General features: G+C 55.0%; 14 protein-coding genes. 6 read left to right on the top strand and 8 right to left on the bottom strand.

Going from position 1 to position 15,775, the window contains the following annotated elements:
* Window positions 1-69 precede the first annotated feature (69 nt).
* From DPF_RS09680 to DPF_RS09670, 3 genes are read right to left on the bottom strand one after another with little or no spacing between them, the layout of a single operon-like run.
* Window positions 70-1,809, bottom strand: a complete 1,740-nt coding sequence (locus tag DPF_RS09680; protein WP_088178333.1) for a B12-binding domain-containing radical SAM protein — start codon at window positions 1,807-1,809, stop codon at window positions 70-72.
* A 36-nt stretch (window positions 1,810-1,845) separates the two neighbouring features.
* Window positions 1,846-2,208, bottom strand: a complete 363-nt coding sequence (locus DPF_RS09675) for a hypothetical protein (RefSeq protein ID WP_069859479.1) — start codon at window positions 2,206-2,208, stop codon at window positions 1,846-1,848.
* Window positions 2,208-3,665: a 30S ribosomal protein S1 gene (locus DPF_RS09670; RefSeq protein ID WP_069859478.1), complete on the bottom strand. Its 1,458-nt coding sequence runs from the start codon at window positions 3,663-3,665 to the stop codon at window positions 2,208-2,210. The genes DPF_RS09675 and DPF_RS09670 overlap by 1 nt, the downstream gene beginning before the upstream one ends.
* Before the next feature lie 219 nt (window positions 3,666-3,884).
* On the opposite strand from DPF_RS09670, the gene DPF_RS09665 reads away from it, so the two are divergent.
* The 5 genes from DPF_RS09665 to DPF_RS09645 all read left to right on the top strand — a co-directional run bounded on the left by DPF_RS09665 (window position 3,885) and on the right by DPF_RS09645 (window position 10,368).
* On the top strand, window positions 3,885-4,706 hold the full coding sequence (locus DPF_RS09665) for a universal stress protein UspA (RefSeq protein ID WP_069859477.1): 822 nt from the start codon (window positions 3,885-3,887) through the stop codon (window positions 4,704-4,706).
* On the top strand, window positions 4,703-5,362 hold the full coding sequence (gene thiE / locus DPF_RS09660; RefSeq protein WP_069859476.1) for a thiamine phosphate synthase: 660 nt from the start codon (window positions 4,703-4,705) through the stop codon (window positions 5,360-5,362). Before DPF_RS09665 ends, thiE begins: the two co-directional genes overlap by 4 nt.
* A gap of 91 nt (window positions 5,363-5,453) precedes the next feature.
* On the top strand, window positions 5,454-6,731 hold the full coding sequence (locus DPF_RS09655; protein WP_069859475.1) for an ABC transporter substrate-binding protein: 1,278 nt from the start codon (window positions 5,454-5,456) through the stop codon (window positions 6,729-6,731).
* A complete protein-coding gene (locus tag DPF_RS09650) occupies window positions 6,728-9,553 on the top strand; it encodes a hybrid sensor histidine kinase/response regulator (RefSeq protein WP_069859474.1) in 2,826 nt (941 codons plus the stop codon). The genes DPF_RS09655 and DPF_RS09650 overlap by 4 nt, the downstream gene beginning before the upstream one ends.
* Window positions 9,550-10,368, top strand: a complete 819-nt coding sequence (locus DPF_RS09645; protein ID WP_231702165.1) for a pseudouridine synthase — start codon at window positions 9,550-9,552, stop codon at window positions 10,366-10,368. Before DPF_RS09650 ends, DPF_RS09645 begins: the two co-directional genes overlap by 4 nt.
* 44 nt (window positions 10,369-10,412) lie before the next feature.
* Here the strand turns inward: DPF_RS09645 and lolA are convergent, their stop codons facing one another.
* The 3 genes from lolA to moaA form a co-directional block, all read right to left on the bottom strand.
* On the bottom strand, window positions 10,413-11,051 hold the full coding sequence (lolA, locus tag DPF_RS09640) for an outer membrane lipoprotein periplasmic chaperone LolA (protein WP_069859774.1): 639 nt from the start codon (window positions 11,049-11,051) through the stop codon (window positions 10,413-10,415).
* Window positions 11,052-11,195: 144 nt separating this feature from the next.
* Window positions 11,196-12,092 carry a formate dehydrogenase accessory protein FdhE gene (locus tag DPF_RS09635; protein WP_069859473.1) on the bottom strand — a complete coding sequence of 299 codons (897 nt, stop codon included), beginning with the start codon at window positions 12,090-12,092 and terminating at the stop codon, window positions 11,196-11,198.
* A gap of 37 nt (window positions 12,093-12,129) precedes the next feature.
* Entirely contained in the window at window positions 12,130-13,131 is a 1,002-nt protein-coding gene (gene moaA, locus DPF_RS09630; protein WP_069859472.1) for a GTP 3',8-cyclase MoaA, read from the bottom strand.
* 260 nt (window positions 13,132-13,391) lie between these two features.
* Here moaA and DPF_RS09625 point away from each other — a divergent pair, with 260 nt between their 5' ends.
* Window positions 13,392-13,601 (top strand): cold-shock protein, encoded by a 210-nt coding sequence (locus tag DPF_RS09625; protein ID WP_069859471.1) that lies wholly within the window; start codon window positions 13,392-13,394, stop codon window positions 13,599-13,601.
* Window positions 13,602-13,735: 134 nt separating this feature from the next.
* On the opposite strand, the gene selD is transcribed toward DPF_RS09625, so the two are convergent.
* Together selD and yedF are read right to left on the bottom strand one after the other, a co-directional pair.
* Window positions 13,736-14,785: a selenide, water dikinase SelD gene (gene selD / locus DPF_RS09620; protein WP_083254620.1), complete on the bottom strand. Its 1,050-nt coding sequence runs from the start codon at window positions 14,783-14,785 to the stop codon at window positions 13,736-13,738.
* Window positions 14,786-14,854: 69 nt separating this feature from the next.
* On the bottom strand, window positions 14,855-15,475 hold the full coding sequence (gene yedF, locus DPF_RS09615) for a sulfurtransferase-like selenium metabolism protein YedF (RefSeq protein ID WP_069859469.1): 621 nt from the start codon (window positions 15,473-15,475) through the stop codon (window positions 14,855-14,857).
* Between the last annotated feature and the right edge of the window lie 300 nt (window positions 15,476-15,775).

Raw genomic sequence — 15,775 nt, 5'->3', positions numbered from 1 at the left:
GAAAACAAGCGATACAAGATCGCACGGCAGCAATCTGTCCACAAGGAGGCGTTACAAAGGCCGTGGCCCTTACTCTTTGCTCCCTGTTTCCTGCACCTTGCGTGTGCAGATGTCGATGAACCGTTGTGATCTCCCCGTATGCTCAAAGGGCAGGAAATGCTCCAGGGCCTCCTGGAACCGCCCCTGGTTCATCAGGGCAATGCCCATGCACTGATGAAGATTCTCATCATGGGGAAAATGTTGCAACCCCCTGGTGAGCAGGTCCATGCACCCGGCCATGTCCCCTTGCTGTTGGGCCAGCATTGCCAGACCGAGATAGGCCCGGGGTGAGGGGCCATAGTCCAGGGATCGCTGGTACAGGATGCGCGCTGTTTCCTGCTTGTCGGGCACGGCCGGGATGGCGGCGTAATCACCATGGGAAAAGGTCATGGCCAACCGGGACAGGAAATCCGCATGAAGGGGGCTCAATTCCCTGTTTTCCCGAACCTGCAGGGAAAGGGCAAATTGGGGCAGATGGGTGTGAAAGGCGTTTCTGAGCTTTTTGCCCCAGGCCAGCACCATGTCCCGGGACATGGCGGGATCGCTTTCAAAATAGAGCACATCCTCCATGGGTTCATTCCAGATCTCGTCGCCCAGGTGATGGCGGGCCTGCCATTGTTCATACATGGCCGTGCCCGGAAAAAGGTGCATGATATAAAAGATGACGCTTAAAGGCTTGATCCGCTTGATGAGGCGGATGTGTTCTTCAATGGTGGCCTCGGTCTCCCCCGGGCAGGCGTAAATGAAATAGGCCCTGGCCAGAATACCAAAGGATTGGGTCAGGTCAAAGGCCCGGATGATCTGTTCCTCGGTGATGTTCTTGTTGAGCAGATGGCGGATCTTTGCCGATCCGCTCTCCACCCCGAAACTGATCTGAATGCATCCGGCCCGGCGCATCCAGTACAAGATGTTCTCGTCCACGCAATCCACCCGGGAAATGGCGTACCAGGAGATATCCAGCTTCCGGTTCACAATCTCCTGACACACCTCAAGGACCAGAGACTTCTTCATGGTAAAGGTGTCGTCGGACACATAAAAGAAGCGAACGCCCTTGCGATACAGCATTTCCATCTCGTCCACAAAATAGCGGGCCGAATGAAAGCGCACCTTGCGCTGCCAGAACCGGGGGGAACCGCAAAAGGTGCAATTGCCCGGGCAGCCCCGGCTCAGGGAAAGGTGGTCATAGGTGAAATAGCGGGCCGCCATGGGCAGGGAATCAAGATCCCGGATAAAGGGACGGGGTGGTGTTTGCACAGGCCGCCCCTGGTGTCTGATGGCCAGTCCGGGAATATCTTTCAGCCCGGCAGAACACGTGCCGGCTTTGGCGCCTTCCAGACGATCAACCAGGGCCGCAAAGGTGACTTCCCCTTCTCCCAGGACAATGCAATCAAGGGCCGGACACTGGTCCAGCAGATGCTCCCAGAGAAAGGTGGCTGCCACCCCGCCAAAAACCGTGGTACATCCGGGAAGAACCTCCTTGGCAGCCCTGGCCCACTCCATGGCCCCGAACCTGTTGGCATTGAACACGCTCACGCCCATAATGTCCGGCTGTTTTTCCTGAAGGACCTTTTGGGGGGTCATCCTGGAGGGATCAAGATCGTACTCATTGACAACCGTGACTTCGTGGCCCTGTTCCATGAGCACGGCACCAATGGAAAAGAGCCCCATGGGAACCACGGTATCGTCATGGCTGGAAACCCGTTCCTGCAGGCATCTTGGATAGACAAGAAGAATGTTCATGGCAAAGAAACAGGCCGGACAAGGGAACATGTTGCACCTTGTCCGGCCCGGGGTGGTGTAGGGAATTTACATGCTGAATCGGGCCTTGAGGGCTGCAACCTCCTGAAGGGAACAGGGGGACCGATGCCAGTGCGTGACCCGGTGATTGGCGCAGACCAGATCCACCCGGGTATGGATCCCTGTCATGGGGTTGTACTCGAGCCAGATCATGGACTCGGGTTCGTAGCCATACCAATGGTACAGGGTCTGGGCAATGACTCCCGGTCCCTGGCTCACCGGGAGACCGGTTGTCTCATTATCCGGGCGCTCCGTGGCCACAACCAGGGTTTCATGGTCTGTTGCCAGAATATCCACATCGCATTTGCTGGCCACGGAGAATTCCGGAGACACCCAGGTCATGGGTTTGATGGCTATATGCCGGGCACTCATCAGGAATTGTTTTTCCTGTTCATGGCCTGCTTGAGCAGATCCCCCAGGTTGCCCAGGGACGAGGTGGCTGCCGGTCTGGAAAAGGATTTCCATTCGCCGGTTTCCTTCCCTTCGCCAGGGGCCAGGCTGATCTTGCGGTCTGCGGGATTCACGGCTTCAACACGCACGGTAATGGGTTCACCCACCTGCTTTTTTTCAATATCTGCGGCATGCTTGGAGGCACGCAGCACCGACTGGGGCAAGAGACCGGTGATGCCGGGTTCGAGTCGGACAAAATAGCCAAACGGCTCCTTTTTTTCGATAACGCCCTGCACCGTCTGTCCCTTGGCATACTTGTCCGCAACATCGGCCCAGGGATCGCCAGGGGTTTCCCGGATGCTCAGGGAGATGCGTCGTTTGTCCGGGTCAATGCTCTTGATGGTCACGGTAACGGCCTCGCCCGGGCTGACCTCGTCCTCGGGCTTGAGGACCCGTTTGGTGTAGCTCATTTCGCTGATGTGCACGAGACCTTCAACTCCGGGTATCAGTTCCACAAAGGCACCGAACGGAGCGCAGCGCATGACCTTGCCGACAACCTTGTCCCCGGGCTTGAAGCGTTCACTCACCTCGTCCCAGGGATCGCCCATGGCCTGTTTCATGGACAGGGAAAGTTTGAGCTGGCCATTATTCAGTTGTTCGCTGCCCAGCAGGCGGACTTTGACCACGTCATCCAGGGCAACCACGTCTTCGGGACGGGCAACGCGGGACCAGGCCAGTTCGGAAATATGCACCATGCCTTCCACACCGGGCACCAGTTCGACAAAGGCGCCAAATTCCTTGATCCGGACCACCCTGCCCTGGAGGATGTCCCCCACGGCCACGTTTTCCATGAATTCCTTGGCCGCTTCCTTTTGCTGCCGCTCCAGAAGTGTGCGCCGGGAAACCACGATGTTGCGACCCTTTTCCTCGAGCTTGGTGATCAAAAATTCATAGGTGTTGCCCACAAAAGCCTCGGTGTCTTCCACATAATGGGTATCCATCTGGCTCACGGGACAAAAGGCCCGGCGCTGCATCACCTGGACTGTGAAACCGCCCTTGCAGGTAGCCGTAACCTTGCCCTCCACAGGAACCTGGCTGGCAAACGCATCCATGAGAAGATTGAGGCCTCCCACACCGGAAATGGCCTTGGACAGAACGATTTCGTTTTCCGTACGCTTGACCACAAACAGGGTCAGGCTTTCGCCAACGGCACAGGTCAGATTGCCTTCCTCATCAAGGAGTTCGTCCCTGTCCACGACACCATCGATCTTGGTTCCCGTGTCCACGAACACGCTTTTTTCTCCAATGGAAATGACCGTTCCCTGCAGCTGATCCCCGATCCGCACGGTATCACCGGCACCTTCGGTATAGGATTCGAACAGCTCTGCAAAATTTTCCTCCGGCTGGACGGGGGTCTCGTTCTTTGTGCCCTCAGACATGGATTCTACCTCTATCTGGCTTTTTCTTGAAATGGTTGCGTGCAAACAGGTCCTTGATCCTTGGTCATGGCGGTTTCCCGCCATGATGAGGCAGGTAGCACCACCCGGGACATGACGTCAAATGGAATTTATTGAGAAAATTCCAAAAATCGACTAGGTGATGCATACATTGGTGCTTGATGCGCACAGAACGGTCACACAATCCCGCGAGAACATGATATGGCCCCAAGACTCCTGCATATTTTCCGCAATACCCCCATGGGACGGGAGACATTTCTCCAGTCCTTGTACTTCTGCCGGCAGATGCACCTGGACATCGACATCTATATTCCCCGGCAAAAGCAGTTTCTCATGTACTTTGATCATGAGGCTGTTCAGATCAATCTGGACGATTCCTATCTTTTTGCCCCGGAAACCGCCAGGGAGCATGCCGAATCTCTGGTCAGGCCCAAGGAAATAGGATACCGGTTTCTCCAGCCCGAGGAACAAACCGCTTCCACCCTGCCGGATATCCCGTCTGATTATGCGTTCATGTGTCTGCCCCGCAGCGTGAGCGACCGGACGTCCAAGATCGGACTGGGTCACCTCGGTCCCAAGGTGAGGGCCATCCTGCGGGCAGCCCATTTTCCCGTTCTGATCCCGAGTGCGGTCCTCAAGAAATGGAACAAGGTGACCGTGTTTTTCGGCGGCTCGGCCAATGCCCTCAACGCCCTGCGGGTCGGAATGGCCGTCAACCAAGTCACAGGAGCGCCTCTGACCATTTACATCCAATCCGAGGGCAGACCTCTTGATGCGTACAGGTCCATCATTGAAGATGCCAGGCTCCTGGAATCCCTCAACCATTGCCAGGCCAGGTGGGCCTTTTTTTCGGACACCGCGTTTGAAAACAATTTGTACACGGTTCCGCACGACGCCCTGGTCATTGCCGGTGCATACGGCCATGGCATGATCAAGACCGTCATGTTCGGCAGCAAGATGGAATTGTTGCAGTCGACTCTTCCCAACAATCTTCTCATTGTCGGACCGGGGTATACCCGATGAAACCGGCCCATGTGGACTACCGCGTGTATCTGGTCACGGATCGCCCCCTGTGCCTTGGGCGGGATCTTCTGGATATTGTCAGACAGGCCGTGCATGCGGGTGTCGGTCTGGTGCAGCTCCGGGAAAAACAGGCCTCAACGCGGGCATTTGTGGAACTGGGCAGGTCGGTACGGGCCATTACCAGCAAGGCCTCGATTCCCTTGCTGATCAACGATCGGATCGATGTGGCCCTGGCTGTGGGAGCTGACGGGGTGCATATCGGGCAAAGCGACATGCCCTTTGCCGACGCCCGAAAGATTCTCGGCCCGGACAAAATCGTCGGTCTTTCCATTGATACGTGGGAACAATTGCTCCAGGCCAATCAACTGGATCTCGATTATCTGGGCATCGGCCCGGTTTTCCCCACAACCACCAAGACGGATACCTCCGGGGAATGGGGCATTGCCGGCATCACCAGGGCCCGCGCAGCATCCGTGCACACCCTGGTGGGCATCGGCGGCATTACCAAGGACAATGCCGGTCAGGTCATTGGGGCAGGAGCTCATGGAATCGCTGTTGTTTCGGCCATTTGTTCAGCTCCTTCACCCGCCAGAGCAGTGAAGGATCTGCGCACGGCAGTGGAGCAAGGAAGAAGGTCGTATCAAACAAGGTTATGAACTTCCTGTCATACATGGCATGTACGAAAATCGATTTGCATCGGTCTGACAACGGTCACGACTCCCTGTTTGCTCAACCCCTTAAACCCTTATGCAACGTCATACATCTCCTGTCCACAATAGGGTGTTCCATCCAGGGTCTTTGGTCCTGGCCTTTTTACTTTTTATCCTGCTTGGCGGACCTTCCACGGCTGGATCCCGGGAAATCTTCCTCGGCATGTCGGCCGCGTTTACCGGACCGAGCCGCGACCTCGGATGCAAGCTCTACCAGGGGGCCATGACCTATTTGCACCATGTCAATCAACAGGGAGGTGTGCACGGCAACACCATTGTCCTGCTGACCCTGGATGATGGCTACAATCCCGAACCAACCATTGCCAACACCATCCGTTTTGTGGATTTTGACGATGTATTCTGCCTGTTCAATTACGTGGGCACACCCACAGTGACCCGCATGTTACCCCTGCTGAGCAAGTACGTCTCCCGCCCCCTGTACCTTCTCTTTCCCTTTACCGGCGCCCAACCACAACGAAAACCTCCCTACGAACATCTGGTCTTTGATTTCAGAACGTCCTATCAGGCCGAAGTAAAGGCCCTGACCGATTTGTTCAGACAACGCGGGTACTCGCGTTTTGCCATCCTCTATCAAGCCGACGCCTATGGGCGTTCAGGCTGGCAAAGCATGAAAAACGCCCTGGCCCACCACGATCTCACATTTGTGGGGCAGGCGTCCTATCGACGAGGGCAGGCCTTTGAGGATTCTTTTGAGCCCCAGGTCACGGCCCTGGCCGCCACCAGCCCCGAGGTGATCATTTCCATTGCCGCATCCGAGGCGGCTGCCGGATTCATCAGGGATGCCCGTGACACGGGCATGAACGTCCCCATTGCCAATATTTCCTTTGTGGACCCCAATACCCTCATCAACCTGCTAGCGCCCCTGCGTTCACCACAGGGCACCAATTATTTTGCCAACCTGATCAACTCCCAGGTTGTTCCCTTTTTTGCCGATCCCGACCTACCTGCCAGCCGGGAATACATGACCCTAATTGCCGCCAGTCACGATATTCCCTCCCGACCCGGTTGCAAAATGCCCATCAACCATTACATGCAGTCCGGGCCCATCAGTTTCGAGGGATTCCTGAACGCCAAGCTCCTGGTGCGCATGCTGGAAACCATGGGCTCCTTTCCCGACCCCAAGGATCTGCCCCGGGCCTTTGCGGCCCTGGACGGCGAGGATATCGGCATTGGCCATCCCCTGCGTATTGAACCCGGGCACAGTCAAATCTCCAATGCCGTGCATTTCATCGCGTTTTCCAACGCAACCATGTTCCCGGTGGATGCCCAAACATTTCAGGTCACCGAGCCATGATATCGACCGTCAAATCCAAACTCTTTCAAAGAACCCTGATCATCATGGTCTTTGCCTTCGGGATCATTGCCGCGGCCTGCTCCATTGTTGCCGGCTGGATTCTGTACGATCATCTCACCAGCGAGTACGAATCCAAGGCCATTGCCATCGGCAACAGCATCACTACCTCCCTGCCGGAAGTCTTTCTCAAGAACGATGCGGCAACCGACCAGTCCATCATTGATCAGTATCTCTCCATCAAGGGGGTGGCCTATGCCCTTGTCAAAACAGCTCAAGGCGAGATAATCGCCCACACCTTTTCGCCGGATATTCCCGAAGACATTCTGGAGATCGTTGAGGCCAATACGCCCTCGGTGGATCCCCGTACCGGGCTCGTGGAAACCCGTTTGCTCCAGACTCCATCCTATATTGATGTCTGTTCACCCATTCTCATGGGCGAAGCCGGATACGTTCACATCGGCATGGACATGAGCATGATCAACACCTACATCTTTGACGCCATCGTCAAGATGCAGGCCATTTTGTTTGTTGTTCTTCTCATCTGCGTGATCATCGCCTTCTTTCTCATCCGGCGGATTTCCCACCCCCTGACCACCCTGACGGAATATGCCAATCAACTGGCCAACCACCATTTTGACGCCATGGTTCCCATTGCCTCCAACGATGAGCTGGGATTGCTCGCCCGGACCATGCAGGGCATGGCCCAACGCATCAACGGCCTGATCCAGGGTCTTGAGGCAAAGATCCAGAACGCCACATCAGAGCTTCAGGATACCAACCTGTATCTGTCCACCTTGGTGGACAATATGGCCGACGGCCTTCTGGTGACCAATGAAAAGGGCGAAATTCTCAGTTTCAACCCGGCCATCCAGAATATCTTTGGTTTGGAAGCCAATAATATGGACATACACTCCCTGACGGAGCTGCTGGATCCCGAGGCCATGCATCATCTGGAGCAGCAGGGCATTCTCGACTATACGTCCCAACTCCGATCCATGGTCTTTACCCCCGAAACCCTGCGCAAGGGCGTTGTTCAAAGCGAACTGGCCACCCATACCCAAGATGGCACGGCCATATGGCTTGAATTTTCCTTGCGCTCCATAACCCTTAAATGCGGTGTTCAATGTATTCTGGTTATTCGGGATATCACCGCGCGCAAACAGGCCCAGACCGAACTGGAGACATTAAACAACGAACTTGAGGCTCGTATCAAACGCAGAACTCACAAGCTCGAAGCCTCCAACGCCCTGCTCAGGAAAGAGGTGCAAACCCGCAAGGCAGCCGAAGACGCCTTGCAGGTGGAAAAGGAACTGTTCGGGACAACATTGCGTAGCATTGCCGACGGCGTGATCACCCTGGATAATCAGGGCAAGATTCTTTTCATCAATCACGCCATGGAACAGCTTGGAGGATGGTCCGCCAAAAAGGTTGTCCATACCCAATTTTGCACTCATTTCAATGTGATGATCAACGGCCATCATCCCCTGTACCTGAATCGTGATTCCCAAGACCGGATGATGCTCAAACGTTTGGAAACGGAACAAAACGCCCTGTTCACCACCCATGACGGTCGTGTTCTAGAGATCGCCCTGCGCGTCTTGCCTTTGTATGACAAACAGAGCAATATTAAGGGGCAGGTGCTCATCATGCGCGATATTACCGATGTCAAACGCCAGGAAAAGGAACGCCTCAAAACGGAAAAACTCGAATCCATTGGCATTCTGGCCGGAGGTATAGCGCATGATTTCAACAATATTCTCACAGCCGTGCTCAATTACATCCTGCTGGCCATGAAACATCCCATCCTTGACACTATTCCCTATGAGTATCTCAACAAGGCGCACAAGGCGGCTTTAAGGGCCCAGCAGCTGACTCAACAGCTGCTTACCTTTTCCAAGGGGGGAGCGCCCATTGTGGAGCTCACTGGTATCAAGGATCTCATTACTGACTCGGTCACCTTTGCTTTACACGGTTCGAACATCAAAACATCCATTTCCATCGCCCCGGATATCTGGAACGCGGAAATCGATACGGGCCAGATCGCCCAGGTTTTGGAAAATATTGCCATCAATGCCTGTCAGGCCATGCCCAAGGGAGGTACGCTTACCATTACGGCCCATAACGTCATGGTTGGCAACCGCTCGACACTTCCCCTACGGCCCGGCAAGTACATCAAGATCATGCTCGCAGATAACGGCCCTGGTATTGCTTTGGAAAACCTTGAAAAAATATTTGATCCTTATTTCACGACCAAAAAAACCGGCAGCGGCCTCGGGTTGGCCACAAGTTACTCCATCATCAAAAACCATCACGGTCATATCGGAGTGACCTCTAATCCGGGCCAGGGCACTACGTTTTCCATTTTCCTCCCGGCCATCGACACCGAAATCTGTACATCAATCCCCCGCACGCCGCTCCAGATCGGTGAGGGGCGCGGTACGATTCTCCTCATGGATGATGATGCCTCCATTCGGGAAGTCATGGAGGAAACTCTCGGTTTTTTGGGATATGAAGTGATCACGACACCCGATGGTGCTGCAACCATCGAAATCTACAGGCAGCATCTCGCATCGGGAAAACGTATTGATTTAGTGATTATGGATCTGACCATTCCCGGCGGCATGGGCGGCAAGGAGACCGTGGGTAAGGTGCTAGACCTTGATCCCGATGCCAAAGTCATTGTTTCCAGCGGTTATTCCCAGGATCCGATTATGGCCGATTACGAATCCTACGGGTTTATCGATATTCTGGCCAAACCATACAGTCTCGAAGAGGTGGGCAAGAAGATTGCGCACATTCTGGGCCGACCAACCACATCATGACCATGAACCATTCGCGCAACAGACAATCTTCACCACCATCCCCGCAGGGGCCTTCCGTCCGGATCAACAAGGCCATTGCCCAAGCAGGAGTGTGCTCCCGGCGCAAGGCTGACGAGCTCCTTGCCCAAGGACGGGTCAAGGTCAACGGGCGTACGATCACCTCGCCGGGTCTACAGGTCGATCCATCCAGGGATACCATCTGTGTTGACGGCAAGCCTGTGTCCCCTGCCGGACAGACAAGCCGCCCGGTCTATCTTCTTTTGCACAAACCCATCCGCACGGTGACTACCCTCAGGGATCCCGCAGGGCGGCCCACAGTGATCGACCTGCTCCCCCCCTTTTTCAGAAAGAAGCGTGTTTTTCCGGTGGGCAGGCTGGATTATTATTCCGAAGGCCTTTTGCTCCTGACCACGGACGGGGATCTGACCCAGAAGATGACCCATCCCAGCTACAACCATCCCAAGACCTATGAGGTGGAAATCCTGGGCATGCCCACCCGGGGCATGCTCCATGTCATGCGACAGGGCATGACCCTGGCCGAGGGAGAACGTCTCAGGCCGGTGGACGTGACCATCCTTGGCACCCGCGGCAACAGGACCACCCTGTCCATGGTCCTGCGTCAGGGGGTCAACAGACAAATCCGGCGCATGTGCAGGGATCTCGGCTTCAAGGTGCTCAAGCTCAAACGAACCAGTCAGGGCCCCCTTCACCTGGGCGATCTCAAACCCGGCGCTTTCAGGGAACTCACCCCGGAGGAAGTCCGACAGCTCAAAAAAAGCGTGCAGCAAAAAAGGGATACCCCTGTCAAAGACTAGAGGTATCCCTTGAAGACGACATCCTGCAGGAGATGATCACCCTTTTACGAAGAGGAGGCATCCTCCACATCGACCCCTTTGGGGGGCGTAAAGGTGAAAATCGCGGGATCAAGCGCTTTGTTCATGACCATATTGCTCAACTCCAGCTCATTGCCGTTGCCAAAGAAGTCCACGACAAGCACCTTGCCGAGCATGTTTGTTGTCGGCTGAACCCAGATGTAGGCCAGCACCAGATTGGTCTCCGGCTCCCTGGGAATCAGCTTGAGCTTGATCAGCCCGGCATCATCCCCTTGATTTTCAATGACGAAATCTTCTTGCAGATTGGCCTCTCCCGAAATGAAGCGCAGCATGGTCTTGGACTGCAGAACCTGCTCCACCGCATATTTGTAGGCCACGTTTTCATCGGGAAAATAATCCCAGACAACATCCCTTCCCACCAGCAGCAGTTCCTTTTCCGGCTCCGTGGTTTCCCACCTGATCCGCCTGGGTTTGGCAAAGGTGATCGTGCCGGAACGAACCTCCACCTCCTTGGTCGCGGCATTGGTCAATCGTTGGACAAAGGAAGAGGAAAAGGATTCAAGATCCTGATATTGTTTCTGAATATGTGCGCTTATCTCCTCGGCAGCCCCTGTCAGGGGCACCAGGCAGAGCATCACCACCATGAGACACCATTTTTTCATCATACGTACAACCTGTTGCTTGTTGTCGGTCGTATGCCTGCCAGCCATCCTGGACATACGGTCTGGATGAGTAATTTCACGTGCTCGTGCAGGCATTTTTTCCAATGAAAAACAGGGAACCCGGCAGGCTTTCGCCGCCTCTGTCCCCTACTCGAAACTGTTCCAGGGCAAGGCGGTCAGGGGTTCATATCCCTCCTGCTGTGCCTTGATATCCAGGGGAATCAGGCCGATGGGTGCAATGTTCATGTTGGGCTTGGCCGCCATTTCCCGAATATCAATGGTCAGAAGATATTTCTTGCAGGTATGGCAGACATAGGCACGTTCGTGCAGCCTGTCGTCCACATAGAAATACTCAAGGCCCTTGGCCGCGTTGTCCCCGCAGGCAGGGCAGATCTGACGCCTGAACCGCCAGTCATGGCCACATGTTGAACAGTGCAGCCAGCGCTTGCCGCCTTCACCCGCGAGATAGGCAACCGAAGGCATGGATCCGCACACGGGACAATAGCCCTGCGTCCACCCGGACAGGTCGAAATGCGCAGCCAGGGCCTTGGACTGGCTGCGGAGCAGCGGGGCCACAAGTTGGGCAAGCACGAACGCAAAGCCATAGGGAGTCACCCCCTTTTCCCGGGCCGTTGCCTCAAGGGCTTGTTCGTCCCCTTCCAGCACATGACACATGGATGCATACAATCCGTCCTCACTGGCAACAAATTCCTTGTCCTGCATGATGTCCACAACAGGACCAAGGGTGGAGAAACTCTTGGCCAGCACCGGAAACATGACCTCGCTTACCTGGGGGACCCGGGACGCAAAATCCGTCAGCGGCAGCATTTCCAGCAGGCTTTTTCCCTGGACAAACTGATTTTTGTCCATTTCCAGCCCGCTCATGTCCCAGGGAGCCGATTGGGCCTCAATTGTTTCAAAGGCCTCGAACAATCCGACAAACGAGGTCAGGACATCGTGCAGATCAGGCTTTTCAGCTTCAATGGCAGTTGCGGTCTTTCGGACGGACTGGAAAACAAGTTCTTGGGTATCGTTTGTGAGCATCAAATCCTCCTTGAATAGAATCCCGACCTGGTGGGGCTCAACCTCCGATGGTGGACATCATCCTCGAACAGACATGCACGCCCTGCCGGGCTTCGAGAGCCTGCAACAGCATGTAGCCCATGGGTTTCTTCAAGGTCACATCGTGAAGAAACCGGACGATTTCCTCCTTGTTTCTTTCATCTTTTCGCAGCAAGGGCAATACGGGATATTCTTTGTCGGAAAAGAGACAGGGTCTGATCCTGCCGTCGGATGTCACGCGCAGTCGGTTGCAGTCTTCACAGAAATGGTCACTCATGGCCGAAATGATCCCGATTCTGCCCAGGCCTTCGGGCAGGGCGAACATGCGGGCCGGCCCCTGTGTGGCCTCGTGGCCGGGTACCGGTACCAGTGGGGTCAGTTTTTTCAGGGCGTCACGAATGTCCCTGGCCGACCAGTAATGCTCCTTGTCCCAGGGGCAGGTTCCACCAATGGGCATGAATTCGATGAACCGCAGATCCAGGGGGTGTTCCCGGGCAAAGGTCACGAAATCTTCCAGTTCATCGTCATTGACCCCACGCAGGGCAACCACGTTGATCTTGGTGCGCAGACCAGCTGAGAGGGACTCATCAATGGTCTTGCGGACATCCGCATAAAAATCACGTCCTGTGATCTGCTTGAACCGGTCCCGGCGCAAGGTGTCCAGGGAGATGTTCAGTCCGGCAAGGCCCAGGTTTCTGAGCAGGTGAATCTTGTTCTTGATCAGGGTACCGTTGGTGGTCACATGGATGGCCAGATCGGGATAGGTCCCGGCCAGTTTTTCCAGAAAGGGGATGAAATCCCGCCGGGCAAAGGGTTCTCCTCCGGTGAATCGGACCTTGCGTACACCCTCGTGCCACAATATATTGATGAGATAGTCCATTTCCTCGTATCTCATGATCCCCTCGTGGGGGATGAAATCCCAGTCCTGCACCGAACGGCAGTACAAACAGCGCAGGTTGCACCGGTCGGTAATGCTCATGCGAACATAGGTAACCTTTCTTCCAAAATGATCTTGCAGCACGAGGCAAAGCTCCTTGAAGGTATGGGGGTGAACACGGTTCTTCACATGATGGCCGGTCGGCTGCTCGGCACAGTAACCGCATGTTTCAGGTAGTGCTTAAACGGTGCGATGACAAGAGTTCCGTTCCTTTTGGTTGCAAAATATCTTTTGTGGTGGAAAAATGCAAAAAACTCCTTGCATACTTGACAGAAATGTCCCATAGAAAAAAAAGTTTTTTTGCCAATGTGTGGCTTGCAATCATTTGAGGAGGAAGAGTTTCCATGAGTTATGAAGGAACAGTGAAGTGGTTCAATGAAAAGAAGGGATTTGGTTTCATCGAACAGGCGAACGGCGGTGAGGACGTTTTCGTGCACTACTCTGCCATCCAGAAACCAGGTTTCAAGACCCTTCGCGAAGGTGAAAAGGTAAGTTTCGATATTATTGAAGGTGAACGCGGAACAAAGGCCGAGAATGTTGTCACGGTCGAGTAATATTCGACCCTATACTATTTGCCCACAAAATAAACCTTCGGTCTGAACAGGCCGAAGGTTTATTTTGTGGGGGACTGATCACCGGCACAGCAGTGGATCACCGGTGTTTGTTTTCAAAAAAAGAGTCGTACACCTCAGGGCGTGATGTCCAGCCTGCATCCGTGTTCAGCAGGCGAGGTGACCCGCCCGATGCGTGCAGCCAGCGCGCCACCAGCCTCCAGCATGTTCACGGCAGCATCCACCTTGGCCTCGGGCACGCTCAAAATAAGCCCTCCTGAGGTCTGGGCGTCAAACACGAGGTCCACCAGCAGGGGATCGCATCCCGAAGCGACCTGCACCAGGGATGAACAAAAATTTCTGTTGGCAAAGCTGCCCGCCGGGATCATGCCCATGCCGGCCAGTTCCACGGCCTCGGGAATGAACGGGATGGCTGCCAGGGAAAGGGAAACCCGCACACGGGAGGCCCTGGCCATTTCCAGCAGATGGCCTCCCAGCCCGAACCCGGTCACGTCGGTTGCCCCGATGAGGCCCAATTCCCGGATGACCTCGCCCCCTGCTTTGTTGAGCATGCCCGCCCATGTATACAGAAGATCCTCAAACCCATCGGCCCCGTCCCATCCGGCCTTGATGCCCGTTGCCAGCACTCCGGTCCCGATGGGTTTGGTCAAAACAAGCTGATCGCCAACGCGCAGTCCCTTGTTGGACGCGAACCGGTCCGGATCAACAATCCCGGACACGGCCAGCCCGTATTTGGTTTCCTCGTCCTCAACACTGTGCCCGCCTGCTAGAACCGCCCCGGCTTCCCGGATTTTGTCCATGCCGCCATGCAGGATTTCACGGAGCATTTCCTTGGGATATTTCTTGATGGGAAAGCAGACAATGTTCATGGCCGCATAGGGAACCCCGCCCATGGCATAGACATCGGACAGGGCATTGGCCGCAGCGATCTGGCCGAACCGGTAGGGATCGTTCACAATGGGCGTAAAAAAATCCACGGTCTGCACCAGGGCCTTGCCCGCAGGAAACCTGAGAATGGCCGAATCCTCGTTGTCCGAAAGGCCGGTCAGCAGTCGGTCATCCTCCTGGTGCAGGCAATCAGCCAAAACATCCTCCAGGTCCCCTGGAGAAATCTTGGCCGCTCAGCCGGCCGCCTTCACTGATTTGACCAGTTCTATCTTTTCCATTGAATCCTTCCTTGGTTGATGCCCTGCACGCATGCACGCCCAACGGCTTGAGCCACGCAGGATACGAGATCAGATGCTCAGCACCTTGTCGGCCAGCTGCATGCTGGTGACCACATCAAGCATGTTGGTTGTCTCTCCGACCTTTTTTTGTTGCAAAAGATCGAAAAAATCCAAACAGGTACCGCAAACCAGGATGGAAACCCCCTGTGCCTCCAATGCCTGGAGGTTGGCAAGAACCGGGCTCCCCTCAACCGCCAGCTTCACCCCGGCATTAACAAGGATGATCCGCCAGAGATCATCACCCAGTTCGGGCAGAACGCTGATGAAATTTCCCATGAGCTTGTGGCCGAGCTCATCGTCTCCCGAACCCATGCAGGAGGAAGAAATAAACACCAGGGTCCTGTTCCCCTGCTCTGTCTTCTCCTTGGCCACATGCTGGCTGCCGGTTGCAACACCCGTGGTCATGCCAGCACCCGGGCGGGCCATAATCTTCCAGACAGCTCCGTCCTTTTCCGCGGACACGACTTCATATCCTTTGGTGCCCACAAACCGCGTCACATTTTCCTTGGCCGCATCATTGTCAACATACACGACCAGTTCCACCCCGGGTTCCTTTTCAATGGCCTGCTTGCATTGCAAAACAGGCTGCGGACAGGGCAATCCCTGACATGTAAGGGTACAACAACTCATAAATCAACTCCTTGTTGGCTTGGGGATGCGCACAACATGCCTGCCCCTGTTTCCTGGCAGGCGGTGCAACGTCACCATGTAAAGGCAATCATCTGATCGGACGCCATGAGGGCGGAGGTATTGTCCTGCCAGATCCTTGTCATGACATGGCAATCCCGATCGGCTTATCCGCCTGAAAACTATGGAACCGGGGTAGTAAAAAATCCAATCGATTATACTGATACACAAATTGGATGTTCATGGAAAAAGCCTATGACAAAGCAGGCTGTCCTCTGTCGCCGACAAACTTTTCAGCATGCC

Origin of the sequence: Desulfoplanes formicivorans (genome assembly GCF_001748225.1) — a bacterium.
In the GTDB taxonomy this organism is placed as follows: domain Bacteria; phylum Desulfobacterota; class Desulfovibrionia; order Desulfovibrionales; family Desulfomicrobiaceae; genus Desulfoplanes; species Desulfoplanes formicivorans.
This window is presented reverse-complemented; position numbering and strand designations above follow the sequence as displayed.